Below are 25,259 nucleotides of genomic sequence, written 5' to 3'. Positions count from 1 at the left end.
TGACCGGTCCTGAGAGGCAGCTGAGACGATCTCAGCCCAGCAGGGCGTAGACGGTGCTGGCCCGGGCGGCCGGGCCGGGACCCCCTTCGGCGCTCAGCGTGATGTCGGCGAAGGCGAGCGTGCGGCCCAGCTTGGTGACTTGCGCCTCGACCAGGACGTCGGACCCTGTCACCGGCCGCTGGAACGTCGTGGACTGCTGGACCGTGGTCATCGGCACGAAACCGCCCCTGGCCGAGGAGATCGCGATGACGGTCGCGGTGTCGGCGGCGGCCATGAGCGCCTGGCCGCTGATCCCGCCGCCCTGCCTGGCCAGCCGGTCGGACCACGGCAGGCGCAGCAGCGCGTGGCTCTGACCGACCTCCTCCACGCTCAGCCCCAGGTCGAGGACCCACGGGGCGAAGTTGTCCTTGAGTATGGCGTCGCCTTCTTCAGGAGTCACGCCGTCATCATGCACGCTGGAGCCATGCTTGAGGAGGTCTTCCTGCCCTCGACGTACGGCGTGGGCGTGCCGTACGAGTTGTTCGCGACGCTGCGGCGCGAGTCGCCCGTCCGCCGGATCCCCGAGCCCGCGTTCGGGCCGTGGCGGGCCGGGCCCGGCTTCTGGGGCGTGTTCGCGCACGCGGACGTGAAACACGTGCTGCGCACCCCCGCCGACTTCTCCTCCCACCTGGGCGCGACGCAGATCCGCGACCCCGACACCCCGGCCGACCTGGCGTTCGTCCAGGCGATGATGCTCAACACCGACCCGCCGGAACACGCGCGGCTGCGCAGGATCGTCTCGGCCGCCTTCACCCCGCGGGCCGTCCGCGCCCTCGAGGAGACGATCGCGGCGCGGGCCGCGCGGCTGTTCGCGCGGGGCGCCTGCGACGTCGTCGAGGTGGCCGCCGACCTGCCGGTGTGGACGCTGGCGCACGTCATGGGCGTGCCCGAGCAGGACCGCCGCCTGCTGTACGACTGGGCGTCGCGGGTGATCGGCTACCAGGACGAGGAGTACGCGGACCTGTCCACCGCCGACGATCTCAGCCCGCTCGGCAGGATCGCGCTGGCGGCCCGGCCGCCCGCCCGGCGCCCCGGCGTCAACCCCAGGTCGAGGGCGGCGCTGGCGGACATGTTCGCCTACGCGCACGCGCTGGCCGCCCGCCCCGGCGGCGGCGACGACGTGATGGCGGCCATGCTCGGCGGCGGCCTGACCGAGGCCGAGTTCGAGAACATGTTCTTCCTGTTCGCGGTGGCCGGCAACGAGACGCTGCGCAACGGCATCCCCGGCGGCCTGCTGTGCCTGCTGGAGCACCCCGGCGCCATGGACCTGCTGCGGGCCAGGCCCGAGCTGCTGCCCTCCGCGGTGGAGGAGATGCTGCGCTTCTGGCCGCCCGTCATGAACTTCCGCCGTACGGCGACGCGCGACCTCGAGCTGGGCGGGCAGCGGATCGGCGCGGGCGAGAAGGTCGTCGTCTACCACGCCTCCGCCAACAGGGACGAGACGGTCTTCGCCGAACCCGACAGGTTCGACATCACCCGCACCCCGAACGACCACGTCAGCTTCGGTTCCGGCCCGCACGTCTGCCTCGGCGCCCACCTGGCCAGGACGCAGATGCGCGCGTTCTTCGCCGAACTGCTGAAGTGGGACGTACGGCTCGCCGGCCAGCCGGTCAGGCTGATCTCGAACTTCCAGAACGGATTAAAGCATTTGCCCGTCCTCCTAGAGTCAAGATCATGACCGACTATCTTGCTGTCAACCGGGCCAACTGGGACGAACGCGTGGGCATCCACCTGGGCAGCGACTTCTACGACGTCGAAGGGTTCAAGGCGGGCGGGCAGCCGCTGCGCCCCTTCGAGCTGGCCGAGATGGGCGACGTGCACGGCAGGCGGCTGATCCACCTGCAGTGCCACTTCGGGCTCGACACGATGGCGTGGGCACGGCTGGGCGCCGAGGTCACCGGTGTCGACCTCTCCGGCAGGGCGGTCGAGGCGGCCCGCGCGATCGCGGACGAGTGCGGCATCGAGGCCCGCTTCCTGGAGGCCGACGTCTACGACGCCGCCGAGGTGGCGGGCGACGGCTACGACATCGTCTACACCGGCATCGGCGCGCTGGTCTGGCTGCCCGACATGGTCAGGTGGGCGCAGGTCGTCGCCTCGCTGCTCAAGCCGGGCGGTTTCCTCTACCTGGCCGAGTTCCACCCCTTCGGCGACATCCTCGACTTCGAGGACGGCTCCAGGGTGGCCTTCGACTACTTCGACCGCCGCCCCCAGGTGGAGGACTACCCGCACACCTACACCGGCACCGAGGTGCTGCGGAACGCCACCTCCGTCCAGTTCGCGCACGGCCTCGGCGAGATCGTGACCGCCCTGGCCGGGGCGGGGATGCGCGTGGAGTTCCTGCACGAGCACGACTTCACGCTCTTCCCCCGCTTCGAGTCGCTCGAACGCCACGGCGGGCTCTACCGCTTCCCCGAGGGACGCCCCGGCGTGCCGCTCCTCTACTCGCTGCGCGCGGCCAGGATGTAGTGGACCTGCCGCAGGCCGTCCTCGACCTTGGCGCCTCCGGTCTCCACGAACCCGAACCTCTCGTAGAAGCGGCGGGCGCGCGGATTGGAAGCCAGCACCCACAGGCCGACCGTGCGCTCGGCGGGTATCGCCTCGACCGTGGCCGTCATCAGGGCGCGGCCGAGGCCGGTCGACAGGTGGGCAGGCAGCACGTAGATCGCGTAGACCTCGGTGTCGGCGCGGTCGTCGCGGCTGTCGCCGTACATGCTGAAACCCACCAGCGCGCCGGCGGTCTCGCCGACGATGGCGCGGGTGCGGCCGGAGTCGAGCGCCTGCCGGCGCAGGCGCACGTTCTCCTCGGTGACGGCCAGGTCGTCGAGGAAGGCGTCGGGCATCGCGCCCCGGTAGGCGTACTTCCACGTCTGGATCCGGACGGCCTCGATGCCGGGAGCGTCGTCGGGGGTCGCGGGGCGTATCTCAGTTCTCATAAGGCGCAATCATCCCGGCTACGGTCAGTCCGAGCCCGCCGACCCCGGGACCGTTCGTCACGACCGGTGGAGTCGCCGGCGAGCGTGACCCTGACCTGACCGTTTTGCGGCAGGTGTGGGGTATTGGCCCCGCCCAGGCCAAGGAAGCCCCGCCCGTCCGGTCTCTGATTGCGGAGAAGGTAAAGGCCAGGCAAGATGTCCAGGCGTGAGAATACGAGCGGCCATCGATTGGGCCCTGCCCTACTGGACACGCGGGCCGGCCGGGCGTGAGACGCCGCCAGAGCTTTTCAAGGTCCTCTACTACGGATGGCTGCTGGCCTTCGCCCTGAAAGTGCTGGGTTCCTCCTGGGACGTCTCCTGGCATTTCAAGTGGCTGCGTGACGATCTCGCGCCGCCGCACCTGCTCAACTCGGCGGGAACGGCGATCGTCCTCGCGCTCACGATCATCCACGGCTACACCGGGTACGGCGTGGACAGGACCGCGCTGCGGCTGATCCAGTGGGGTACCGGCGTCTTCCTGGTCGCGGTGCCGCTCGACCTGATCAACCACCGGATCAACGGGCTCGACATCACCTCGTGGAGCCCGTCCCACATCCTGCTGTACCTGGGCACCTTCTTCATGATCGCCGGCGTGATCCGCGGCTGGTACATCGGCGGGGGCGGCAAGCCCGTGCTCGCCGCGCTGTTCGTCTACTTCCTGGAGAACGTGCTCTTCCCCGCCCAGCACCAGGAGTACGGCGTGTTCTCCATCGCCGCCTGGGACAGGGGAACGCCGGCGGCCGAGCCGATCCTCATGCAGTTCGCCGCCGACCAGATGGGCAGGCCGGTGGACCGTGACATGATGGTCGCCTTCTCCCTGCCGGTGCCCGACTTCCTCTACCCCGTCTACTTCACCGTCGCGGGCCTGATCGTGCTGGCCGTCGCGCGGATGATGATCGGCAGGTTCGGCACCGCGACGCTGGTCGCCGCCGCGCTCGTCGCCTACCGGGCGGCCATCTGGCCGCTGCTCAGCGTCGCCGGCTTCCCCGAGTCCGCGGTGCCGTTCTTCCTGGTCGTCGCCGCGCTGGCGGTCGACGTGGCGTTCCTGGTGCGCCTGCCGTACCTGAGGGCGGTGCTGGGGGCGGTGCTGGCGACCGCCGCCGTGTACGGCGCGCTGATCGCCCAGCACTCCCTGCTGGCCGCGCCGCCCCTGGCCACCTCCTCGGCGGTGTGGGCGGCGGCCGGCCTGGCCGTGGCCTGGCTGGTCATGGAGTGGTTCGTCACCAGGTTCGGGCTGCGCGCCGCCGATCAGCCGATCGGGGCGCGGGTGAGCGCCACGGCCACCCCGTAGGCCAGGCCCATCACCACGAGCTCCGTCGCCGCCCACGCGGCGATGGAGCTCTTCTCTTTCCTGGCGATGCCGGGCATGAGGCGCCACCTGATGTTCGCCGCGAGGGGGAGCAGGAGGCCGACCAGCGCCACCTTGGCCAGCAGCAGCAGGCCGTACTCGGAGGCGACGAGGTCGACCGGCAGCTCCACGCCCGTGGTCAGCGCCATCGTGGACAGGCCGCTGACCAGGCCCGACAGCGACACCAGGGCCAGCGCGACCGTGGCGGCCCTGGAGAACCTCGGCAGCGCGACGGCCAGCAGGTCGCCGCGCGTGGCGAGCGTGGCGGCGACCGCCAGCAGGCCGCCGGTCCAGACGGCGGAGCCCATCACGTGGAGCTCCATCGAGATCATGATGGGGTCGTGCCAGACCGAGTCGACCGCGTGCCCCGTCACCGGCACCGGCAACAGCCCGAACAGCGCGATGACGATCCGCAGCTCGGCGGGGACCTTCTCGCCGAACCGTACGGCCAGCAGCCCGATGCCCGCGTAGCCGAGCGCGCACGCCGTGCTGAACAGCAGGCCCTGGCCGGCGCCCACCGAGCCGATGTAGGTGGCGATCATGCCGAGGGTCGGGACCGCGCCGGGGTTCAGCTCCGCGGTGTAGAGCACGATCGTCACCAGAGCGGTGATCGCCCAGATCCACGCGGCGGTGACGGCGTGGGCCCTGACCCGGCGCATGACCGGCTCGGTGGCGTCGGGATCGTCGAAGCCGAGCAGCTTGGGCAGCAGGCTGAGGCCGACCACCGTGGTGGCGGCCAGGTCGAGCAGGACCCTGACGACGGGCAGGCCGTACTCGACGGCCGGGCCGGGGAGCGGGATGCCGGGGACGGGGTCCTCGGCGGTCAGCGTGCCGGCGACGACGGCGGCGCAGACGGCGGCCAGGACCAGGCCCGCCGCCAGCCGGATGCCCGCCGACGGCCCGGCGAGGGCGCGGGGCCGTACTCCGGTGACGGTCATGCCTCGCCCTTCCCCGCGCCGGTGACCGTCTGGCCGGGGTGGGCGGGCGCGGGGTCCTCGCCCGCGGGGGCGGCCGGACCGGGGCGCTCGCGGGGCCCCTCGGCGACGGCGGCGGGGCCGCCGGCGGGCGCGGCGCGGCGGAGGGCGACGATCGTGCCGCCGGCGAGCAGGACGAGGGCGCCGACCACCCACACGATCGCCATGCCTGCGCCGCCGTTGGCCGCGGCCTCGGCCGCCTGCGCGCTGAGGTCGGCGGGCGGCACGCCCGGGGCGCCGCCTTCCGCGCCCCGCGCCGTGCCCGAAACCGTGCCCGAAACCGTGCCTGAAACGGAGCCTGAAACCGTGCCCGGGACCGTGCCTGGCGTCGTGTCCTGCGCCCCCTCGGCGGCCGGGGCCTGCGACGCGGGGACGCCGGTTCCTGCGACGGTCAGGGTGAAGGTCACCTTGCCCGAGATCGGGTGCCCGTCGGCCGACAGGATCCGGTAGCCGATCACGTAGTCGCCCGCCGGCCCGAGCGGCCTGAGCCGCGCGGTGACCTTCTTCGCGTTGACGGCGGCCTGCCCGGCCTCCCACCTGCCGCCGTCCGGGCCGGTCACGGTGACCTGCGTGAAGCCCTGCCGGGCCGGCTGGTCGAACTCCAGCGTGACCTGCTCGGGCGCGGAGGCCAGCCGGGCGCCCTCCGCTGGGTCGCTTCCCGTCAGCACGTTGTGCGCCTGCGCGGGCGCGACCGCGACGCCCAGCGCGGCGCACGCCAGCAGCAGGACCGTGAGTAGCCGCCTCACCGATCTCGACCTTCCGTAGAGCTGTCTTGACCAAGACATGGTCCCACTGGTCGTCACCGGCCGCGCGCGGGTGTAGCCGTGATGATCGGATACGGCGTAGCATGCCGCCACCGCGTTTCCCCGCCTTTCCCGCTTTCCCCGCGTTTCCCCGGGCTCCCCGGTTTCTCGAGGCTTCCCCGGGTTCCCCCCGACCTTCACCGCGCGGAGGCCCCGATGAGCAGCCTGTCCCCGCCGCCCTCCGGCGCGCTGGCCGAACCCGTGCGCAGGGTGGGCCCCTGGTGGGTGGCGGGCATCGCGCTCGCCAACCTGGCGCTGTTCGTCGGCTACTTCGCCCCGCTGCAGGTCCTGCTGCCCGAGCAGGTCGCCGCCGCCGACCCCGCCGGCAAGGAGAGCGCGCTGGCCTGGGTGACCGGCGCGGGCGCGCTGGTGGCGATGCTGGCCAACCCGATCGCCGGCGCCCTGTCGGACCGCACGACCGGCAGGTGGGGCCGCCGGCACCCGTGGACGCTCGCGGGCGCGCTCGCGGGCGGCCTGGCGATGGTGTTCATGGCCTTCCAGACCAGCGTGCTGGGCATCGCGCTCGGCTGGTGCCTGGCCCAGGCCGCGCTCAACGCCACCCAGGCCGCGCTCAGCGCCGGCGTGCCCGACCACGTGCCCGTCGAACAGCGCGGCGAGGTGTCGGGATGGATCGGCGTCCCGCAGTCGGTGGGCGTGGTGCTCGGCGTGGTGCTGGTGACCGTCGTGGCCACCACGACCACGTCGGGGTACCTGCTCGTCGGGGCGGTGGTCGCGCTGCTGGTGCTGCCGTTCGTGCTGACCACGAAGGATCCCCGGCTGGCCGAGCGCCCGCCGTTCGACCCGAAGCAGCTGTGGGTCAGGCATCCCGACTTCTTCTGGGCGTGGATCACCCGGTTCCTGATGATGCTCGGCAACGCCATCGCCACCCTCTACCTGCTGTACTTCCTGACCGACGAGGTGGGCTACGAGCGGCTCTTCCCGGGCGAGAAGGCGACCGACGGCCTGCTGGTCCTGATACTCGTCTACACCGTCACGGTCGTCCTCACCACGGTGGTGGCGGGCGTCGTCTCCGACCGGCTGGGCCGCCGCAAGGCGCTGGTGACCTGCTCGGGCCTGGTCAGCGTCATCCCCGCGGTCATGATGGCCTGCTGGCCGCAGTGGCCCGTGGTCGTGGCCGCCGCCGCCGTCCTCGGCGCGGGGTTCGGCGCCTACCTGTCGGTCGACAACGCGCTGGTCACCCAGGTCCTGCCGAGCGCCGGCGGCAGGGCGAAGGACCTGGGCGTCATCAACATCGCCAACTCCGGCCCCCAGGTGCTCGGCCCGGTGATCGCCGGCCCGATCGTCGCGGGGCTCGGCGGCTACACCGTGCTCTACCTGACCTCCGCCGTGCTGGCGCTGCTCGGCGCGGCGCTGGTGTGGAAGATCCGCGGCGTGCCGTGAGCCGTCCCCCGGACGTCCCGGGGAGGTCCTGAGAGGGTCACCCGGCGAAGTCGGCCGCGTGGTCGGCGAGGTAGTCGGCCAGCGAGCGCGGCGGGTGCCCCGCCAGGTCCGCCACCGTGCCGGTGGTCTTCGACCACGCGCTGTCCGGCACCGCGGCCATCATCTCGGCCAGCTCGCGGGCGGTCGCCTCGGGCAGCCCCCACCGCCGCCGGGCATGCTCGGTCATCTCCTCGATGCTCAGATCCACGTAGGTGACGGTACGGCCGAGCGCCGCGCTGAGCTGGGCGGCCACCTCCTGCTGGGTCAGCGCCTCCGGACCGGTCAGGACGTGCGTCGCGCTCTCGCCGACGGGGGCGGTGAGCAGGGCGAAGGCCACGTCCGCGATGTCGCGCGTGTCGATGTAGCCGGTGCGGCCGGTGCCGTAGGAGCCGTGGAAGCGCCCGTCGGCGACCTCGCCGGGCAGGCTCTGCATGAAGCCCACGGGTTCCAGGATGGTGTGGGGCAGTCCCGACGCGCGCAGATGGGCGTCGGCCTCGCCGTGCGGCCCGCCGCTGAGCGGGGCGCCGGGTCGCGCGCCGAGCACCGAGACGCTCACCACCTGGGAGACGCCCGCGGCCGCGGCGCGGTCGATGACCTCCTTGTGCCGCCGGGCGAAGTTCGGCCACGGCGCGGTGTTCAGGAAGAGCCGCTCGCCCATGGGCACGGACGACGGCCGTTCGAAGTCGCCGACCGCGTACTCCACGCCGAGCGCCTCGCCCTGCTCGGGCCGGCGCACCAGGGCCAGGACGTCGGCCCCCGACTCGCGCAGCCGGGACACCAGCGCGCGGCCGATCGAACCGGTCGCGCCTGTCACCACGATCATCGAAGCCTCCATAAGTGGACGATTGGATTCCGTTTCTGTCGGGACGGTACACTAAGCGGAAGATCGTCGTCCAGTTAGGAGTGAAGGTGCGCGCTGACGCCCGCCGCAACAGGGACCGGATCGTGGAGGCGGCGCGCGCCGTGGTGGCCGAGCGGGGGATCGAGGCGCCGATGGAGCTCATCGCGCGCCGTGCCGGGGTCGGCGTCGGCACCGTCTACCGGCGCTTTCCCGACCGCCACGCGCTGATCGCGGCCATGGCCGAGCAGTACATCCACGAGATCGCCGACGCGCTCACCAGGGCGGAGGAGTCGGAGCGGGGGGCGTGGGCGGCCGTCAGGTCGTTCGTACTGTGGTGCGGAGACCAGGGCAGGGGCGCCCTGGCGGCGGCGCTGGCCGACCTGCCGCAGGAGCTGTTCGAGGAGATGCGGGAGTTCGTCACGGTCAGGGCGAACATGGTCGAGCGCCTCGAGGCGCTCGTGGCCGCGGCGCAGGAACGCGGGGAGATGCGGGCCGACGTGGGCGCCGACGACCTGATGACGTTGCTGAACATCTTCACCTGCCACCCGACGCCCCGCGGCGAGCACTACCTGCGCGTCATGCTGGACGGCATCGCCACCGGCTGACTCGGGGGTCCGCGCGTCGCGGCGCCGTCTCTCTGACCTGAACTTGACGGGGGTCTGACCGGATACCTCCCCTGACGCGGGCAAGCCGTCGTCAGGGTTCCCGTGCGGAGAGCGAGGCGGCATGGCGGCGATCATCGAGTGGCGGCTGGCGGGGGAGATGGAGCGGCGCCGGTTGCTGGCCAGGGGAGGCACGGCCGCGCCGGACCCCGAACTGGTGAAGTCGGTGACCGACCTGGTCCAGCGGGTACGGCTGCGCGGCGACGAGGCACTGGCCGAGGCGCTCGACCGTTTCCACTGCGTCAAGGCCGGCCTCAGGGTCGGCGCGGCGGAGCTGGAGGCGGCCGGCGGCGAGCTGGACGACACGCTCAAGGAGGCGGTCAGGATGTCGATCGCCCAGGTCAGAGCGTTCAACGAGACGGCGCTCGCCCGCTCGCACTGGCGGGTGGAGCGCGACGGAGTCACCGTCGGCGAGCTGGTCCGCCCGATCGAGAGCGCCGGGCTCTACGTCCCGTGCGGCAAGGGCTCCTTCCCCTCGGTCCTGATCATGCTCGCCACTCCGGCGCTCGTCGCGGGCGTGGGCAGGATCGCGCTGGTCGTGCCGCCGTGCGTGGACGGCCGGGTGGACCCGGCGGTGCTGTTCGCCGCGCACGAGCTGGGCCTCACCGAGGTCTACCGCAGCAACGGGCCCGCCGGCATCGCCGCCCTGGCCTGCGGGACCGCCACGATCCCGGCCGTCCGCAAGCTCGTCGGCCCCGGCAGCCCGGCGGTGAGCGTCGCGATGGCGGCGGCGCAGCGGCTCGGCTGCGTGGTGGAGACCGGCTTCGGGCCCACCGACCTCATGATCGTCTGCGACGGGTCGGCCGACCCCCGCCTGCTGGCCGCCGACCTGCTGAACGAGGCCGAGTACGGCTTCGACTCGGCCGCCGTCCTGGTCGGCACCGACCGGCAGGTGCTGGAACGCGCCGCCGCCGAGCTGGCCGCCCAGATCGACGAGCTGCCGGGGCCGCGCCGCGACTACGCCGAGAAGTCGGTGCGCGGAAACGGCGGCATCGTCCTGGTGGGATCGGCCGAGGAGGCCATGGCCGTCGCCAACGCCTACGCGCCCGAACACCTGCAGCTGGCCGTCGCCGAGCCGGAGGCCTGGCTGCCCCTGGTACGGCACGCGGGCGCGGTCCTGCTCGGCCAGTGGACCACGCCCGCCGCGTCGAACTTCGCCATCGGCACGCCCGCCACGCTGCCCACGACCGGCTTCGCGAAGGTGGCCAGCGGGGTGTCGGTGCACACCTACCTGACCAGGATCCCCGTCGCCCAGCTCGACAAGGACGCGTTCTGGCGGCTCGCGCCGACGATCATCGCGCTGGCCGAGCACGAGGACTTCCCCGCCCACGCCGCCACGGTCACCGTCCGGCAGAACTGAATCCGTCGCCGGCCGTGCCGTACCGCGCGGACGGCGAGCCGGGAGCCGCGGGTGGTGGGCCGGGATCGGCGGGTGGTGGGCCAGGATCGGCGGCTGGCGGGCCGGGAGTGGCGGGTGGCGGCTAGGGAGCGGCGGGTGGTGGGCCGGCTGCGGCGGGTGGCGGCTCGGCCCGGTCCTCGACGGTCCGCCAGGCCCGCTCCAGGATCGCCAGCCCCTCGCGGTCCAGGTCGCGCAGCGGCGCCCGGCAGTACCCGGCAGGCCGGCCCCAGACGCGCAGCAGCCCGCGGTAGACCGCCAGGTCGCCGGCCCCCGGCACGACGGCGTCGGTGACCAGGCGGCGCAGCGGGAGCAGGCGGCCCCACCTGGCGCGGGCGTCCGGCAGGTCGCCCGCCTGGACCGCCCGCCACAGGCCGGTGCCCTCCGCCGTGGCGACGTTGAGCAGCCCGCTGATCCAGCCGTGCGCCCCGCCCGCCATGGCCTCGAGCGGCGCGGTGAACCCGCCGTAGAAGACCGCGAAGCCCTCACCCGTCGCCGCGCGCAGCTCGTGCACCTCGTGCACGGTCGGCAGCGTGCTCTTGACCCCGTGCGCCACGCCCTCCTGGTGGAGCCTGGCCAGCTCGGCGACCGGCAGGGGAGGGACGGCCGCGTTGGCCGGGATGTTGTAGACCCACAGCGGCAGCCCGCAGGCCGCCGCCACCGCGCGGTAGTGGCCGAGGATCTCCCGCAGGCTGGGACGCTGGAAGTACGGCAGGACCACCAGCGCGGCCGCCGCCCCCATCCGCTCCGCGTGCCGGCTCAGCGCGATGGTCTCGGCCGTGGTGTAGGCGCCGGTCCCGGCCAGCACGGGCACCCGGTCCCCGACCGCGTCCAGCGCCACCTCCAGCAGCCGCCGCCGCTCGGCCCCCGACATCGCCACGAACTCGCCGCTGGTGCCGCCCACGACCAGGCCGTGCGCGCCCTGCTCGACCAGCCAGTCGAGGTGCTCGGCCGTGGCCCGCTCGTCCAGGCTCCCGTCGGCGGCGAACATGGTCAGCGCCGCCGGCCAGACCCCTCTCATCGGGTGCCGCCCCGGTCGTACTCGGGCCGGAAGGGGTGCTTGACGATCTCCTCGATCCGCGGGACCGGCCCGAGCCCGGGGGCGTCGGAGACGATCCACTCGCCGTCGCGCACCTCGGGCGGGTTCTCGGTGTAGCGGTCCCAGTAGACGAGCTGCTCGGGCGTCAGCATCGATTCGGAGATCAGCAGGTTGGGCAGCGTCGCGGCCAGCTGCCAGGTGGCGGCGCTGGCCAGCGGGCCGAACGGGTTGTGGAAGGCCATGGAGATGGCGTTGGCCTCGGCCATCGTGGCGATCCTCTTGGCCGCCGTCAGCCCGCCGCAGAAGATCACGTCAGGCTGCGCGACCGCCAGTGCCCGCTGCTCCAGGAACGGGGCCGCCGCGTACGGGCCGGCCCAGCGCTCGCCGGCCGCGATCGGCGTCGTCGACCGCCTGGAGACCTCGGCCAGCCACTCCGGCCGCTCCGGCGGCACCGGCTCCTCGATGAAGGTCAGCCGGAACGGCTCCAGCACCTCGCACAGCCGCACCGCGTCGGCCACGTTCAGCCGGCCGTGGCAGTCGAGCATCAGGCGCACGTCGGGCCCGGCCACCTCGCGCGCCGCGGTGAAGTACTCGGTCACCAGCGGCCAGATCCAGTTCGGCAGCAGTTCGGTCTCGGTGTGCCGGGCCGGGATCGCCGCGGGCGTCTCGTGGTGGACGCTCGACACCTTGGTGTAGAAGCCGGGCAGCGTGGTCTTGATGGCGGTGAAGCCTCGGGCGATCCTGTCGGCCACCTCGGCCGCGAACTGCTCGGGCGTCTCGGTGGCCCTGGCGTGGGTGTAGACCGGCACCGTGTCCCTGAACCTGCCGCCGAGCAGCCGGTGCACGGGCACGCCGAGTGCGCGCGCGTTGAGGTCCCACAGCGCCACGTCGATCGCCGAGATCCCGATCGTCAGCAGCGTGCCGCCGAGGAAGGAGTCGCGGTACATCCGCTCGAAGTGCTGCTCCACCCTGGTCGGGTCCTTGCCGACGAGATACTCGCCGAGCTCCTCCACCAGCGCGGACACCGTCCTGGTACGGCGGCGCATGGCGACCTCGGCGTACCCCTCGACACCGTCGTCGGTCTCGATTTTGACGTAGATGGCGTTGTAGTAACCGAACTCGGCGATCCACTGGCGGACAGCGGTCACGCGCATGCGCTGGCTCCTTCGGGGAGGGGATGGATCCCATCCTCAGCACACTTAGGACCTAAGTCAAGAGTGTGCCTGAGCACAGCGGTTTTCCCGGAAACCCGCCATGGTCTACGCTTTCCTCGAACATAGGTCTTTGGTGAAGGAGGCACTCAGTGGCCGAGACGATGCCGCGCGACCGCGCCCTCCTCGGCACGAGGATCGCCGGACTGATCACCGAGCACATCCGCGCCAGGGGCCTGTCCGAGGGCGATGAGCTGCCCTCGGAGGCCCAGCTGGCCGACGAGTACGGCGTGAGCCAGCGCGTCGTGCGCGACGCCTTCCGCTCCCTCGCCCAGCAGGGCGTGATCCGCACCCGGCAGGGCAAGCGGGCCGTCGTGAGCGAGCTGCGCCCTGTGGCCGTGCACAGTTACTTCCGCCTGGCGATGGAGGCCGACGCCGCGGCCCTCGACGAGCTGGTCGAGTTGCGCCTCGCGCTGGAGACGAAGGCGGCCGGCCTGGCCGCCACACGCATCACCGAGGCCGAGCTCGACGCGCTGCGGGCGCTGCTCGACGAGGTGGAGCACGTGGGCGACGACCTGCGCAGGCGGGTGGAGCTCGACCTCGCCTTCCACATCGGGGTGGTCAAGGCGGCCCGCAACCGCTTCTTCAGCGGCGTGATCGAGGCGCTGTCCGACGCGCTGACCACCGAGCGGGAGCGGGGCAAGGAGCTGACGGAGGCGCTGGGGGAGGGGCACGCCGAGAGCGACGCCGAGCACCGCGCCCTGCTGCTCGGGCTCGGCACCGGCGACGCGGCCCTGGCCGAACAGCAGATGCGCGCCCACCTGCAGCGCGTCCAGCGCGCCTTCCGCGCCGACCACTGACGGATTCATCGGGTCCAGCGCGCCTTCCGCGCCGACCACTGACGGATTCATCGGGTCCAGCGCGCCTTCCGCGCCGACGGCGCCGGCGCTCGCGGAAGGCCCGCGTGCGGAAGGACCGCTCGCGGGAGGACCGCGGGAAAGGACCGGCTCCCGGCGAGGACCGGAGCGCCGGGAGCCGGTCCGGTCTCATTCCCAGACCGGCGCGGCCTGCGCCCTCCGGTACAGCGCGTCGAACGCGGCCGAGCCGTCGTCGTCGCGCACCCCGAGGCTCGCCCCGCTCGGCTGGACCGGCAGGTTGCCCACGTACCTGCACTCCTCGAACAGCTGCTTGATCCCCGCGTAGTGCCGCACCCTGCCGTCGCCGAGGTGGAAGCTCAGCAGCCGTCTGGGCAGCACGGGCGTGAACCCGTCGGGCACGCGCCACCGCTCCAGCGCCGCCTCGTCGAAGGTCACGCCGAGGCCGGGGCCCTCGGGCAGCCTGCCGTACCCGCCGCGCACCTCGATCGGCTCGGTCAGCAGGTCGTCGGCGTAGACGTTGAGGCACGTCACCGCGGGCCAGCGGGCGTGGGTGAGCACGGCGCCCAGGTGCAGCGTCCAGGCGGTGGTCAGCCCGGGGCCGACGATCTGCAGGAAGAGGTCCTTGTTGAACGCGGCGGCCCGCAGGCCCTGCGCGATCGTGCCCGACACGCCCGCGTTGCAGGAGACGAAGCCGTCGATCGCGTCCTGCCGCATCCACTCGGGGAACAGGGCCGCGTTGTAGTGCTCGACGACCGGCCGGCCGGCCCGCGCCCTGACCGCCCGCTGCGCGGCCACGTCCGACTGCAGCACGGGCGACTCGTACATCCGCACCCTCGGCTGCCGGTCCAGCCGCCGCAGCACCTCGATCGCCTCGCCGGGGGTGCGCAGCATGCCGTTCCAGTCGAGGTCCAGCTCGTAGTGCTCGGGGGTCACCGCCGAGATCGCCGCGACCTGCTCGTGCACGTCGAACCAGGGCCTGGCCTTCAGCTTGTGGGCCAGGTAGCCCTCCGCCAAGGCGTCCTTGGCCTCCTCGGCCAGCACCTCGGGCGGCATCTTGGTGCTCCACCACGCCAGCGGGCACCAGCGCCGCACCACCGGCTGGCCGAACAGCGCGTGGACGGGCACGCCGAGCGCCTTGCCCGCCACGTCGTACAGCGCCATCTGCAGCCCGGCGCCCAGTGTGTCGTCGGCCATCACCTCGGCGGGATGGCGGCCCACGACCCGGGCGACGGTCTCGTCGGTGGTCCTGGCCCAGGTGTAGTGGGGCAGGCTCTCGCCGTACCCCACGAGGTCGGTGGCGTTGGTGCGGACCCGCACGACCTCGACCACCGCGAACTCGGCGACGAGGATCTCGTTCCACGGGCGGGAGCGCTCGCGGAAGGGGACGTGCAGGGTGACGCGCTCCACCGCGGTGACGCGCAGGCTCATGGGCTCCTCACTTCCCGTACCCGGCGGCGATGCCCTCGATGAGGCGGCTGCTCATCCACAGGTAGAGCAGCAGCAGCGGGATCACGACGATGCAGATCCCGGCGAACAGCACCGACCAGCGCGCGCCGGTGTACTGCATGGTCTGGACGAAGTTCAGCAGCGTCAGCGAGATCGTCTTCTGCTCGCGCAGGAACGACAGGGCGAAGAAGGTCTCGCCCCAGTCGCCGATCGCCTGCAGGATGAACAGCGCGATCAGCCCGGATCTGGTCAGCGGCAGCATGACGCGCCAGTAGGTGTGGTAGGGCCCCGACCCGTCCAGCGCCGCCGCCTCCTCCAGCTCCCGGGGGAGCGAGGCGAAGAAGGCGGTCAGGAAGAAGACGGAGAACGGCAGGTTGGTGGCGATGTAGACGATCAGCAGACCGGCCAGCGAGTCGATCAGGCCCATCCGGTCCAGGCCCAGGTAGATCGGGATCATGATGGCGGGGCCCGGGATGCCCAGTCCCATCGCGAACAGCACGGTGACGGGGCCCGACAGCCGCCAGCGGAAGCGCGACAGCACGTAGGCGGCGGGCGCGGCCAGCAGGATCGTGCCGAGGCCGCTGCCCGTCACCAGCAGCAGCGAGTTGAGCACGCCTTCGCCGAAGGCGGCCGAGGTCCACGCCTCGGCGTAGTTGCCCCACTGGAGCTGGGCGGGCAGCCCCCACGGGTCGTGAACGACCTCCCTGGTGGTCTTCAGCGACGACAGCGCCATCCAGCCGACCACGAACAGGTCGAAGACGGCCAGCGACCAGGCCAGCGGCATCGCCAGCAGGAATAGGGGGCCGCGGCTGCGCCGTACGGTGCGGGTGGTCATGCGGCTCCTCAGTAGTCGGTGCGCTCGCGGCGGCCCATCACCCTGCGGACCAGGAGGGTCAGCACGACGGTGAGGACCATGGTGAGGACGGCGGCGGCCGAGGCGATGCCGTACCTCGGCACACCGTCGGAGGGGAAGGCCCCCGCGTAGGCGTAGACGGAGAACGTCCACAGGTCGGTGGGCGGCAGGCTGCCCGCCGCTCCCGCGAAGACCAGCACGAACTCGAAGGTCTTGAGCGCGCCGATCGCCCACAGCACCGCGCACACCCCGATGACGTCCCACATCAGCGGCACCGTGATGTGCCAGAACCGGCGCGCGGCCGAGGCGCCGTCCAGCTCGGCGGCCTCGTAGAAGGCGCGCGGGATGCGGTCGGCCGCCGCCATGAAGATCACCGTGTACGTCCCGGCCGCCAGCCATGTCATGCCGGCCATGACGGTGGTGAACATGTTCTCCGGCGCCAGCCACAGCGGCGGGTCGGGCACCCCCAGCGACTTCAGGACCGAGGTGGCCAGCCCGTCGGGGTCCAGCAGGAACCCCCACAGGATGGCGATCACCAGCCCCGGCACCAGGCTGGGGAAGAACACCACGGCCCGCACGAACTTCCGGCCGGCCATGTCCTGCAGCAGCATGGTCAGCACGAAGGCGATGACGAAGACGGCCGCGCCCACGCCGAACAGGATCTTCATGGTGTTCGCGAACGACCGGCCGAAGACGGGGTCGGCGACCATCTCGGTGTAGTTGCCGAGCCCCGCCCACTCCATGGGGCCGGCCCCGGCCCAGTCGTTGAAGCTGATCCAGACGGTGAAGACGCTCGGCACGATCATGACGAGCGTGTAGCAGACCAGCGCGGGAAGCAGGAACGGGCCGATCATCCGGCGCCTGGCCGCCTCGAAGGGCCCCACACCCTCCCTCCGTACGGCAGGCCGCGCCGGCGCGCGCTCCAGCAGACGTACCGCCATCAGCCCTTCGACTTCCAGTAGGCGGCGGCCTGCTCGGCCATCCTCGTGGTGAACTCGGCCGCGCTGATCTTCCCGAAGAGCAGCTGGTCGCTCAGCGGCAGCAGTACCTTGCTGGTGAAGTCGCCGGAGTCGACCACGTCGGCCTTGTTGATCTCACCGCTGTCCAGCGCCTTCTTCAGGTCGGCGATCTGCGGCGCGGCGGGCACGTCCTTGCGCACCGACATCTCCAGCGCCACGGTGGAGACCTTCTCCTGGTACTTGCGCTGCAGGAAGAAGGCGACGAAGCGCTTGGCGTCGGCGGCGTTGCGCGCCTTCTTGGGGATGCCGAACCCGGTGGTCGTCACGTTCAACGTCGGCGTCTTCCCGGCCACGGACGGGAAGCGGAAGGCGCGGAACTCGAAGCCGGGCGCGGCGTACGGCGCGACCTCCTTGGGCAGGTAGGTGCCCTGGTAGAGGAAGTCGGACTCCCCGCCTGCCCATTTCTGCTGCATGGCGGGGAACTTGGTGGCGTTGAAGCCGTCGGGGAAGTAGCCGCCCTTGGCCAGGTTCTCCACCATCGTGGCCGCCTGGAGCACCTCCGGCTTGAGCCAGCCGCGCCCCGTGCGGTCGGGCGCGAGCGCGTGCCAGCCCTCGTCGCCCATGATCGCGCGGGCGAAGTGCTCCAGGTAGCGGGCGTTGTAGTTCGGGATGCTGCCGTCCTGCCCGAGCGGCTTGCGGCCCTTGGCCTGCTGCGCCTCCAGCAGGGCGGTGAACTCCTCCCACGTCTTGGGGGGCGCGGTGACCAGTTCGGGGAAGGCCTTGCCGTTGAAGAACCAGCCGTAGGTGGAGACCTGGTAGGGGACCTGGGTGACCACCCCGTCGGCCGAGGTGGCCATCCGCCGGTAGGCCTCGCCGACGGTCTCGGCGACGGTGGCCTGCTCGCCGTGGACCTTGGCCTGGTAGACGTCGGACAGGTCGAGGGCGGCCTTGGTCGCGGCGAACTGCCTGGTCAGCTCCCTGTTGTTGCCCTCCACCAGGTCGGCGGGCACGTGGTCGGTGTTCAGGCTGGGCAGGAACGTCTTGACCGCGGTGCGGCCCTTCCACTGGGTCCTGACCTTGACGCCCGTCTCCTTCTCGAAGTCGGCGGCGGCCTCGGCCAGCACCTTCTGGTTGGGCTCGCCCTCCGACCACATGCTCCAGACGGTGATCTCCCTGTCGCCGCCGCCCGAGGCCTGGCCGCCGCAGGCGGTTAACAGGCAGACGGCGACGATCGCGGCTCCGACCTTCATGGGGACCGCCCTCTCAATTAAGACATAGGACAGATGTGTGTGCCCACCGTACAGCGCTTCCGCCCAGGGTCAAGAGGCATTCCAGCGCGGCCGATTCCTTGACGGCCCGTGGAGCGGCGGTTACATTCCGGCCAATACTTCCGTCCTAGGTCCTAGGAAAGGATCGTCGTGACGCATCAGGAGACCTCCCGCCGCTCGGTCTTGGCAGGGCTCGGGCTCGCCGCCGCGGCGGCCGCCCCCGTGGTGGCCGTTGCGCCGCCCGCCCAGGCGGCCACCCCCGAGAACGCCGCCACCGTCAACAGCATCAACCTCTACCCCGCCGACGCCTACGGCGCGGTCGCCGACGGCGTGGCCGACGACTCCGCGGCGCTGCAGCGGGCGATCGACGCCGCCGCCGCGGCCGGTGGCGGCACGGTGGTGCTGCGGGCCGGCAAGCAGTACCTGCTCGGCAAGTCGCTCCAGCTCAAGACGGGCGTCGCGCTCGCCTCCGACCGCGCCCGCGCCACGCTGGCCCTCACCAGCGGCTACGCCGATCCGCACGTGCTCGCCGTCAAGGACGTCTCGGTGGTGACGCTGCGCAACCTCAAGCTGGACTGCGGCGAGAGGCGCCCGCTCCTGGCCGGTGTGCACGTCACCGCGAGCACCGACGTGGTCCTCGACAACCTGCACGTCGAGGGCCTCACCGCCGGCGCCTACGACCGTCCTTCCGGCGTGGGCTCCACCGCGCTGGTGCGGATCGGGGACTCCCACCGGCTCCAGGTGGTGGGCTGCCGCCTGACCAAGGGCTACATCGGGCTCAACGTCGTCGGCAACTCCACGCACATCCTGATCGACGACTGCGACGTGCACGACCTTTCCCAGTTCGGCATGCACGTCCACGGGACGGTCGCCTCCCACACCGAGCACCTCACCATCAGCCGCTGCCGCGTCGAGCGCATCGGCGGCGGGCCGCACCCCGAATTCTCCGGTACCCCGATCTACATCACCTCCGGTGGCACCATCCATCCGGGGGCGCAGAAGCACCGCTTCGTCAGGGCGACCGACAACACCCTCACCGGCAACTACAAGGCCTTCAAGTGGGGCGGAAACGCCGACATGATGGCCATCTACGACATCCACGACGGCTTCTTCGACCGCAACGTGATCTTCGGCGGCGGCGACGCGGGCCTGTCCACCGACCGCTGCCGCAAGCTCGTGATCGCCAACAACATCATCGGCCACTGCAACACGGTCGGGATCAACGTCTGGGAGGCCGTCGACTGCACCGTCGTCGGCAACGTGGTCTACAACAACTACCAGAACTTCGACGGGCACCTCATCGCCGAGGACCGCGGCGGCATCAGGACCTACGCGAGGGACGGCAAGAAGTCGGAGAACGTCGTCATCGTCGGCAACCGCAGCTTCGACGACCAGGCCACCAAGACCCAGGACTTCGGCATCTTCATCCACCCGCGCACCAGGGGCGTGGACATCGGGGCCAACACCCTCACCGGCAACAAGACGGGCCTGTTCAAGACCAAGTCGGCCGAGGACATCACCTTCTCCTTCGTCGTCACCCTCGACGCCCTGCCGACCACGGGCTGGTGGGACAAGAACATGGTCGTCCAGCTGCGCAACCCGGCCGCGGGCCAGCCGTCCCGGTGGATCTGCACGGTGGCGGGCACCCCGGGGACCTGGCGGCCCGAGGCTTCCCTGGACGTCCCGGCGGTGATCACCGCCACCCCCGCCTACGCCGGACAGCTGGCCCTGGCGAACAACGCGCTGTACGTGGCCAAGGGCACGGCCTCGGCGGCCGACTGGCGCAAGGTCGGGGACCTCGCGTGACAGGTGCACCGGACGCGGCGCGCCCGAGGACCCTCCTGCGCCGGCGATCCCTGCTGGGCGGCGGCGCGCTGACGGTGGCGGGCGCGGCGGCCACCGTCGCCGTCCCCGCGGCCGTCCCCGCCGCGGCGGCCTCCTCGGCGGCGCCCGCGGGAGTGTCCGCGGTGTACGCGCAGTACGTGCGGCGGGAAACCAGACTGCGGCTCTGGACCAGGCGCGAAGGGCACCGGTGGATCCGCTACGACCTGCAGCGGTTCACCGCGACGGGGATCAGCCTCGACGCCTGGCGCCTGCAGGAGGTGTTCGCGGTCGACCTGTCGGCCGACGTCCCGGGTCCCGGCGTCGTCGAGACGAACCCGGCGCGGCTCGCGACGCCCGCCAACTACGAGTACGCCCTCTCGCTGCAGGGGGAGAGTCATATCGGTGGCATGCACGGCTTCGAGCTCTCGCGGGGATCGCTGGTGGTGCTGGACGGGCGTGCCATGTCCGTCGACGAGCTCCCCGAGTACGTCTCCGCGGCCGAGTTCGAGCTGGCCCAGGAGAACGACCTGCTCTCCCGCGGCGACAGAGGCGTGGTCGGCGACCTGCGGGTGCGCCACCTCGTCACGTCCGCCGGGCTGCGGCTGCGCTGGAGCCTGACCTGGCGGCAGGCGCGGACGGTCGCGAACGCCTACGGCGCGATGCTTCCGGCCGACAAGAACGCCGCCGTCTCGACCAGGTGCAGGTTCATGGGCGAGGCGCGCGAGCACGACCTCACCGTTCCCGGACGGCCGCGCGCCGACGCCTACGGCGTGCAGATGTACAACAGGAGCAACGGCCTGGCGCTCTCGGTGGAGCTGACTCCCGACTTCCAGGCGGGATACGCCCACGCGAGCGGCTCGGGGATCTGGGTCAAGACCGACCAGCCGGGCTACAACAAGGCCTACCCCACCCGCGTCTACCCGGGACAGCTGGAGGATGTGGCGGAAGGCGCGACCTGGCGGCTCGACGCCACCTACCGCTTCGCCTGCCCCGCCTGATCAGCCTGGCCTGACCGGCCTGCCTGACCTGCCCGGCATGACCTGCCCGGCCTCCAGTCTGACCGGCGTGACCTGACCGAGCATGCCCGGCGGCCGCCTCCCGCCGCCGGCGCGTGCCCTGCCCCGCCGCCCGTCCCGCCCCGCCGCCCGTCCCGCACGGGTGCCCTCGCGTACACGTGCGGGACGGGCGGCAAGACATCCGAAGCGCCCCGGGGATCAGCCCGGCTTGACCGAGACCCCGGTGCGGGCCGACTCGTAGACCGCCAGGACCAGGGCCAGCGCCGCCCTTCCGTCGGACGAGGTGACCTCGGGGGCCCGGCCCTCGCGCACCGCCGCGACGAAGTCCTCCAGCTGCAGACGGTGGGCCGCCGCCCCGAGCCTGGCCGGCGGCTCCGGCTCGGCGCGGTCGTCCTCGCCGACCCTGAAGGCGGTGATCACCTCGTTCTCCACGACCGCGTGGCCGGCGTCGCCGTGCACCGAGACGCGCACGCTGTTACCGCCGTGCGCGGCCGTCGTGGCGAACAGCCGGCCCAGCGCGCCGCCCGCGAAGCGGACCACGGCCGCCGCGGTGTCCTCCACCTCGATGCCCTCGTGCGCCAGCAGTCCCGCGTACGCCGACACCTCCTGGGCCGGGCCGAGCAACGCCAACATCAGGTCGACGACGTGCACGCCCTGGTTCATCAGCGCGCCTCCGCCGTCCAGCGCCCACGTGCCGCGCCAGCCGCCCGAGTCGTAGTAGGACTGGGGTCGCCACAACGTCACCTCCGCCGTTCCGGACGTGAGGCGGCCGAGCTCGCCCGCCGCCACCGCGGCCCCCACCTGGCGGAACGACGGCTCGAAACGGCGCTGGCTGATCACCGTGACGGTCCTGCCCGACTCGCGCTCGGCCGCGATGATCCGGTCGGCCGCCTCCAGCGTGATGTCGATCGGCTTCTCGATGACCACGTGCTTGCCCGCCCGCAGCGCGGGGACGGCGGCCTCGGCGTGCAGGCCGCTGGGCAGGCAGACGACCACGGCCTCGATGTCGTCCCTGGCGTACAGCTCGGCCGGGTCGCCGTGCGCGTCCACGCCGTGCTCGGCGGCGAGGCGCGTGGCCCGTTCCCGGTCGGTGTCCGCGACGGCGGCCAGCTCCGCCGTACCCTCCATGGAGGCGATGAGCCTCGCGTGCAGGGCTCCGATGACCCCGCACCCCACGATCCCGAATCGCACGGTTCTCCCTTCAAAGATCTGACCTAGGACTCTAGTTTTTTGCCTCCCATAGGTCAATAAGTCCGGATTCATGGCAAAGGGAGGTCCTATGTCATAAGCTCGCGGGCACATCGAGCGATCGGAGCAGCGGATGCGACTGGGCCTCATCGGCATCGACAACACCCACGCCGACCACGCCGTCCGGCACCTGAACAAGGAGCACGCGCTGGGACCCGCCCGGGTCGTGGCCGTCCAGGGCGGCACGGGCGAGCAGGCGGAACGGCTCGGCGTCGCCACGCACGTGCGGCACCCCGAGGAGCTGATCGGCCTGGTGGACGCGGCGATCGTCATGGACAGGGACGGCTCCCTGCACCGCCGGCACGCCGAGCCGCTGCTCAAGGCGGGCATCCCGGTGTTCGTCGACAAGCCGCTGGCCACCACGGTCGCCGACGCCGAGGCGGTCATCGCGGCCGCCGCGGCGGGCGGTGTGCCCGTCACCTCCTACAGCGCGCTGCGCTGGCACCCCGCCGTGTCGGCGCCCGCCGAGCTCGGCGAGGTGCGCGCGGTCGTCGCCACCGGACCCGTGCAACGCGACAGCCCGTTCGGCGGCATCGGCTTCTACGGCGTGCACGCGGTGGAGGTGGCCCTGCACCTGCTGCCCGTCCCCACCGCGGTGCCGTCCGTCCAGGTCCTGCCGGGAGTGGTCCTGGTGACCGTCGCCGCGGGGGACGCCCACGCCGTCGTCACCCTGGTCGAGCGCGACGCTCACACGGCTGTGCCCTTCCATCTGCAGGTGGCCGGCACCAAGGCGGTGGCGGCCGAGCGGCTCGCGCTGGGCCCGGACTACACGCTGCCGTCGCTGCGGCGCTTCGCCGACATGGTGCGCACCGGCGAGTGGCCGCTGTCGGCCGAGGAGCTGCTCGCCCCCGTGCGCGTGCTGGAGGCGGTCAGCGCCGTGGTCAGGAACGCGTCGATCTCGGCCTGAGCGGCGGCCGCGCCCTCGGCCGCCGTCCGGTAGAAGAAGCCGTGCTCGGCGTGGGGGAGCGTCACGACCCTCGCCGAGGGCAGGAGCGCGGCCAGCGCGTGGACGTGCGCGTGCGGGAAGTAGCGCTCCCTGCCCACGACGACGAACAGGAACGGCGGCGCGCCCGCGTGCGCGAGCGTGCCGGGGTCGGCCGCGCGCCCCTCCGCGGCCAACTCTTCGACCGCGGGGGCGATCTCGGGATGCATGCCCTCCCATGGGAACGGCGTGCCGGGGCCGTTGAGGCTCACGCACGCCAGCGGCGCCTCGCCGTCCGGGTGGCCGCTCCGAGGGCCGTCCGGGTGGCCGCCCCGAGGGCCGTCCTGATGTGCGTCCGGGTGCCCGTCCTGATGCACGTCCGGATGGCCGGCACCATGGCCGGACAGGGCGAACAGCGTGGCCAGGTGCGCGCCGGCCGAGCTGCCGACCAGCGCGACGGGCCGATCGCCGAGCCGTCGCCGCAGCGTGCGGTAGCCGTCGGCGACGTCGGCCGTCATCTCCGCCAGCCGCCCGCCGACGCGGTAGCCGAGCGAGGCGCTCGTCACGCCGCGGCCGGCCGCGGCGCGCATCTGCTCGTGCCACTGCGTGCGGTCGCCCGACCGCCAGCCGCCGCCGTGGACGAAGCAGAGCACGTACGGCGCGCGCACGTGGTTGGGCTCCAGCAGGTCGAGCCGGCGCCGCTCGTCGGGCCGGGAGCGGCGCGCCGCCGGGTGGTGGCCGTCCGCGGTCGGCGCGGTGTCGTAGGGCAGGGTCACGATCTTCACGGCAGCCCCCAGGATGTGATGAAATGAGCCAGCAGGTAGATCCTAGGTCCTAGGTTGGTGAGATGCGTTCGACAGACGTCTCGGTCCGCGAGGCGGCCGCCGCCTTCCACGACGTCCGGCTCGACCACCCGTTGCGCCTGTCCGGCGCGACGGTCGACAGGTTCACCCTCGCCGTGGTGCGGGTGACGGTCGAGGACCGCGCGGGTCGCGTGGCCTGGGGCGAGGGGGCGAGCGTGCTGTCCGTGCCGTGGTCGTGGCCGGTGTCCGGGCTGTCGTGGACGGTACGCGACCTCGTCTTACGCCGGTTGACCGAGCGGCTGGCCGCCGCCGCGACCGAGGTGGGGTCCGGCGACCCGTTCGCGATCCACCGGGAGCTGTCCGAGGCCGCCGCGTGCGCGCGGCGCGACGGGGCGGAAGCGGCCGGCGGCCCCGAGCCGGTGCCCGAGCTGGCCGCCGCCCTCGCTCTCGGGGCCGTGGACAACGCCGTCCACGACGGATGGGCGCGGGCCGCGGGAGCCCCGGCCACCTCGCTGTACGAGGGCCTCGATCTCGGCCCGGCCCGCCGCCGGCTGCCGGTCCAGCACGTCGTCGGGCTCGACGACCCCCTCGAAGCAGATCCCCTCGAACACCCCCGCGAACCGGACCCCCTCAAACCGGACGCGGTCGAATCGGGCCGCCTCGAGTCGGGCCCGCCCGGCCGGGATGACGTCGCGCCCCCGCGCCGCGCGGCCGTCCGCCCGCTGCGGGAGTGGCTGCGCGCCGAGGGCATCGCCCACGTCAAGATCAAACTCTCGGGACGGGACCCCGCCGCCGACGCCCGCCGCGTCATCGAGGTGCACCGCGTGCTGCGGGAGAGCGCCGGCGCCCGGCACACCGTCTCCCTCGACCCCAACGAGGGCTACCAGGAGCCCGCCGCCGTCCTCGAACTCCTCGACGCCCTCGACGGGAGCCCGGCGTGGGACGCCCTCACCTACCTGGAACAGCCCGTCCCGCGGGACGCGCCGCCCGACCCCGGCGGCATGCGGGCGATCGGCGCCCGGCTGCCCGTCCTCGCCGACGAGAGCCTGGCCACCGAGGCAGACCTCGCGCGCCTCGCCGCGGCCGGCTGGAGCGGATCGGTCATCAAGGCCGCCCGCGGGCAGAGCCTGGCCATGCGCAGCCTCGCCCACGCCCGCGCGCACGGCATGCGCGTCGCGCTCCAGGACCTCACCGCCGTCGGCCTGGCGCTGGTCCACTCCGCCAGGCTCGCCGCCGCCCTGCCGCTGGACTGGCAGGCCTTCGAGTACAACAGCCGCCAGTACGCGCCCCGCGCCAACGGCGACCTGCCCGCCGAGCTCGTCCGGGTCCGGCAGGGGCACGTCGTCCCGGGACCTGCGCGGCCCGGCATCCACTGAC

23 protein-coding genes and 1 pseudogene are annotated in these 25,259 nt (G+C 72.5%); 11 read left to right on the top strand and 13 right to left on the bottom strand.

The window, feature by feature from the left end; translation table 11 throughout:
• Positions 1 to 31: 31 nt before the first annotated feature.
• Positions 32 to 439, bottom strand: coding sequence for a PaaI family thioesterase (locus ACWEVS_RS25350; RefSeq protein WP_449924698.1), 408 nt, complete (start codon positions 437 to 439; stop codon positions 32 to 34).
• Between the two features lie 24 nt (positions 440 to 463).
• On the opposite strand from ACWEVS_RS25350, the gene ACWEVS_RS25345 reads away from it, so the two are divergent.
• Together ACWEVS_RS25345 and ACWEVS_RS25340 are read left to right on the top strand one after the other, a co-directional pair.
• The gene (locus ACWEVS_RS25345) at positions 464 to 1,717 is read left to right on the top strand and encodes a cytochrome P450 (protein ID WP_452553636.1); all 1,254 of its coding nucleotides are present in this window, start codon (positions 464 to 466) and stop codon (positions 1,715 to 1,717) included.
• Complete coding sequence (locus tag ACWEVS_RS25340) at positions 1,714 to 2,505, top strand: class I SAM-dependent methyltransferase (protein WP_449924693.1); 792 nt, start codon at positions 1,714 to 1,716, stop codon at positions 2,503 to 2,505. The genes ACWEVS_RS25345 and ACWEVS_RS25340 overlap by 4 nt, the downstream gene beginning before the upstream one ends.
• Here ACWEVS_RS25340 and ACWEVS_RS25335 read toward each other — a convergent pair.
• Positions 2,478 to 2,972: an N-acetyltransferase family protein gene (locus ACWEVS_RS25335; protein WP_449924690.1), complete on the bottom strand. Its 495-nt coding sequence runs from the start codon at positions 2,970 to 2,972 to the stop codon at positions 2,478 to 2,480. The two genes, ACWEVS_RS25340 and ACWEVS_RS25335, sit on opposite strands and share 28 nt — an antisense overlap.
• 205 nt (positions 2,973 to 3,177) lie before the next feature.
• On the opposite strand from ACWEVS_RS25335, the gene ACWEVS_RS25330 reads away from it, so the two are divergent.
• Positions 3,178 to 4,302: a hypothetical protein gene (locus tag ACWEVS_RS25330; protein WP_449924687.1), complete on the top strand. Its 1,125-nt coding sequence runs from the start codon at positions 3,178 to 3,180 to the stop codon at positions 4,300 to 4,302.
• Here the strand turns inward: ACWEVS_RS25330 and ACWEVS_RS25325 are convergent.
• Positions 4,260 to 5,297, bottom strand: coding sequence for a copper resistance D family protein (locus ACWEVS_RS25325; RefSeq protein WP_449924684.1), 1,038 nt, complete (start codon positions 5,295 to 5,297; stop codon positions 4,260 to 4,262). The two genes, ACWEVS_RS25330 and ACWEVS_RS25325, sit on opposite strands and share 43 nt — an antisense overlap.
• Entirely contained in the window at positions 5,294 to 6,079 is a 786-nt protein-coding gene (locus tag ACWEVS_RS25320; RefSeq protein ID WP_452553634.1) for a copper resistance CopC family protein, read from the bottom strand. Before ACWEVS_RS25320 ends, ACWEVS_RS25325 begins: the two co-directional genes overlap by 4 nt.
• A gap of 213 nt (positions 6,080 to 6,292) precedes the next feature.
• On the opposite strand from ACWEVS_RS25320, the gene ACWEVS_RS25315 reads away from it, so the two are divergent.
• Positions 6,293 to 7,537: an MFS transporter gene (locus ACWEVS_RS25315; RefSeq protein WP_452553632.1), complete on the top strand. Its 1,245-nt coding sequence runs from the start codon at positions 6,293 to 6,295 to the stop codon at positions 7,535 to 7,537.
• Between the two features lie 37 nt (positions 7,538 to 7,574).
• Here the strand turns inward: ACWEVS_RS25315 and ACWEVS_RS25310 are convergent, their stop codons facing one another.
• Positions 7,575 to 8,399 carry an NAD(P)H-binding protein gene (locus ACWEVS_RS25310; protein ID WP_452414290.1) on the bottom strand — a complete coding sequence of 275 codons (825 nt, stop codon included), beginning with the start codon at positions 8,397 to 8,399 and terminating at the stop codon, positions 7,575 to 7,577.
• An 86-nt stretch (positions 8,400 to 8,485) separates the two neighbouring features.
• On the opposite strand from ACWEVS_RS25310, the gene ACWEVS_RS25305 reads away from it, so the two are divergent.
• Both ACWEVS_RS25305 and hisD read left to right on the top strand, forming a co-directional pair.
• Entirely contained in the window at positions 8,486 to 9,022 is a 537-nt protein-coding gene (locus tag ACWEVS_RS25305) for a TetR/AcrR family transcriptional regulator (protein ID WP_449924673.1), read from the top strand.
• A gap of 121 nt (positions 9,023 to 9,143) precedes the next feature.
• Positions 9,144 to 10,439: a histidinol dehydrogenase gene (gene hisD, locus ACWEVS_RS25300; RefSeq protein WP_449924670.1), complete on the top strand. Its 1,296-nt coding sequence runs from the start codon at positions 9,144 to 9,146 to the stop codon at positions 10,437 to 10,439.
• A gap of 121 nt (positions 10,440 to 10,560) precedes the next feature.
• Here the strand turns inward: hisD and ACWEVS_RS25295 are convergent, their stop codons facing one another.
• Together ACWEVS_RS25295 and ACWEVS_RS25290 are read right to left on the bottom strand one after the other, a co-directional pair.
• On the bottom strand, positions 10,561 to 11,496 hold the full coding sequence (locus ACWEVS_RS25295; protein WP_452553631.1) for a dihydrodipicolinate synthase family protein: 936 nt from the start codon (positions 11,494 to 11,496) through the stop codon (positions 10,561 to 10,563).
• Complete coding sequence (locus tag ACWEVS_RS25290) at positions 11,493 to 12,668, bottom strand: mandelate racemase/muconate lactonizing enzyme family protein (protein WP_354904680.1); 1,176 nt, start codon at positions 12,666 to 12,668, stop codon at positions 11,493 to 11,495. The genes ACWEVS_RS25295 and ACWEVS_RS25290 overlap by 4 nt, the downstream gene beginning before the upstream one ends.
• A gap of 149 nt (positions 12,669 to 12,817) precedes the next feature.
• Between ACWEVS_RS25290 and ACWEVS_RS25285 the strand changes: the two genes are divergently transcribed.
• Positions 12,818 to 13,525, top strand: coding sequence for a FadR/GntR family transcriptional regulator (locus ACWEVS_RS25285; protein ID WP_449924663.1), 708 nt, complete (start codon positions 12,818 to 12,820; stop codon positions 13,523 to 13,525).
• A gap of 186 nt (positions 13,526 to 13,711) precedes the next feature.
• Here ACWEVS_RS25285 and ACWEVS_RS25280 read toward each other — a convergent pair whose 3' ends face one another.
• The 4 genes from ACWEVS_RS25280 to ACWEVS_RS25265 are packed head-to-tail and all read right to left on the bottom strand — an operon-like array spanning position 13,712 to position 18,051.
• Positions 13,712 to 14,971, bottom strand: a complete 1,260-nt coding sequence (locus tag ACWEVS_RS25280; RefSeq protein ID WP_449924660.1) for a mandelate racemase/muconate lactonizing enzyme family protein — start codon at positions 14,969 to 14,971, stop codon at positions 13,712 to 13,714.
• A gap of 7 nt (positions 14,972 to 14,978) precedes the next feature.
• Positions 14,979 to 15,824 (bottom strand): carbohydrate ABC transporter permease, encoded by an 846-nt coding sequence (locus ACWEVS_RS25275; RefSeq protein ID WP_449924657.1) that lies wholly within the window; start codon positions 15,822 to 15,824, stop codon positions 14,979 to 14,981.
• Positions 15,825 to 15,832: 8 nt separating this feature from the next.
• Entirely contained in the window at positions 15,833 to 16,783 is a 951-nt protein-coding gene (locus ACWEVS_RS25270; protein WP_452414285.1) for a carbohydrate ABC transporter permease, read from the bottom strand.
• Positions 16,783 to 18,051 (bottom strand): ABC transporter substrate-binding protein, encoded by a 1,269-nt coding sequence (locus ACWEVS_RS25265; RefSeq protein WP_452553628.1) that lies wholly within the window; start codon positions 18,049 to 18,051, stop codon positions 16,783 to 16,785. Before ACWEVS_RS25265 ends, ACWEVS_RS25270 begins: the two co-directional genes overlap by 1 nt.
• A gap of 168 nt (positions 18,052 to 18,219) precedes the next feature.
• Between ACWEVS_RS25265 and ACWEVS_RS25260 the strand changes: the two genes are divergently transcribed.
• Both ACWEVS_RS25260 and ACWEVS_RS25255 read left to right on the top strand, forming a co-directional pair.
• Complete coding sequence (locus ACWEVS_RS25260) at positions 18,220 to 19,875, top strand: right-handed parallel beta-helix repeat-containing protein (RefSeq protein WP_452553626.1); 1,656 nt, start codon at positions 18,220 to 18,222, stop codon at positions 19,873 to 19,875.
• Positions 19,872 to 20,891: a hypothetical protein gene (locus ACWEVS_RS25255; RefSeq protein WP_449924645.1), complete on the top strand. Its 1,020-nt coding sequence runs from the start codon at positions 19,872 to 19,874 to the stop codon at positions 20,889 to 20,891. Before ACWEVS_RS25260 ends, ACWEVS_RS25255 begins: the two co-directional genes overlap by 4 nt.
• Positions 20,892 to 21,107: 216 nt before the next feature.
• Here the strand turns inward: ACWEVS_RS25255 and ACWEVS_RS25250 are convergent, their stop codons facing one another.
• Positions 21,108 to 22,100 (bottom strand): Gfo/Idh/MocA family protein, encoded by a 993-nt coding sequence (locus tag ACWEVS_RS25250; protein ID WP_449924642.1) that lies wholly within the window; start codon positions 22,098 to 22,100, stop codon positions 21,108 to 21,110.
• Between the two features lie 130 nt (positions 22,101 to 22,230).
• Between ACWEVS_RS25250 and ACWEVS_RS25245 the strand changes: the two are divergent.
• Positions 22,231 to 22,566 (top strand): annotated as a pseudogene (locus ACWEVS_RS25245) (Gfo/Idh/MocA family oxidoreductase); the annotation flags it as partial.
• A gap of 356 nt (positions 22,567 to 22,922) precedes the next feature.
• On the opposite strand, the gene ACWEVS_RS25240 reads toward ACWEVS_RS25245, so the two are convergent.
• Positions 22,923 to 23,864, bottom strand: a complete 942-nt coding sequence (locus ACWEVS_RS25240) for an alpha/beta hydrolase (RefSeq protein ID WP_452553624.1) — start codon at positions 23,862 to 23,864, stop codon at positions 22,923 to 22,925.
• 62 nt (positions 23,865 to 23,926) lie between these two features.
• Here ACWEVS_RS25240 and ACWEVS_RS25235 point away from each other — a divergent pair, with 62 nt between their 5' ends.
• Positions 23,927 to 25,258: an enolase C-terminal domain-like protein gene (locus tag ACWEVS_RS25235; protein ID WP_449924637.1), complete on the top strand. Its 1,332-nt coding sequence runs from the start codon at positions 23,927 to 23,929 to the stop codon at positions 25,256 to 25,258.
• Position 25,259 lies beyond the last annotated feature (1 nt).

It is taken from the genome of Nonomuraea sp. NPDC003754 (assembly GCF_053605785.1).
This window is presented reverse-complemented; position numbering and strand designations above follow the sequence as displayed.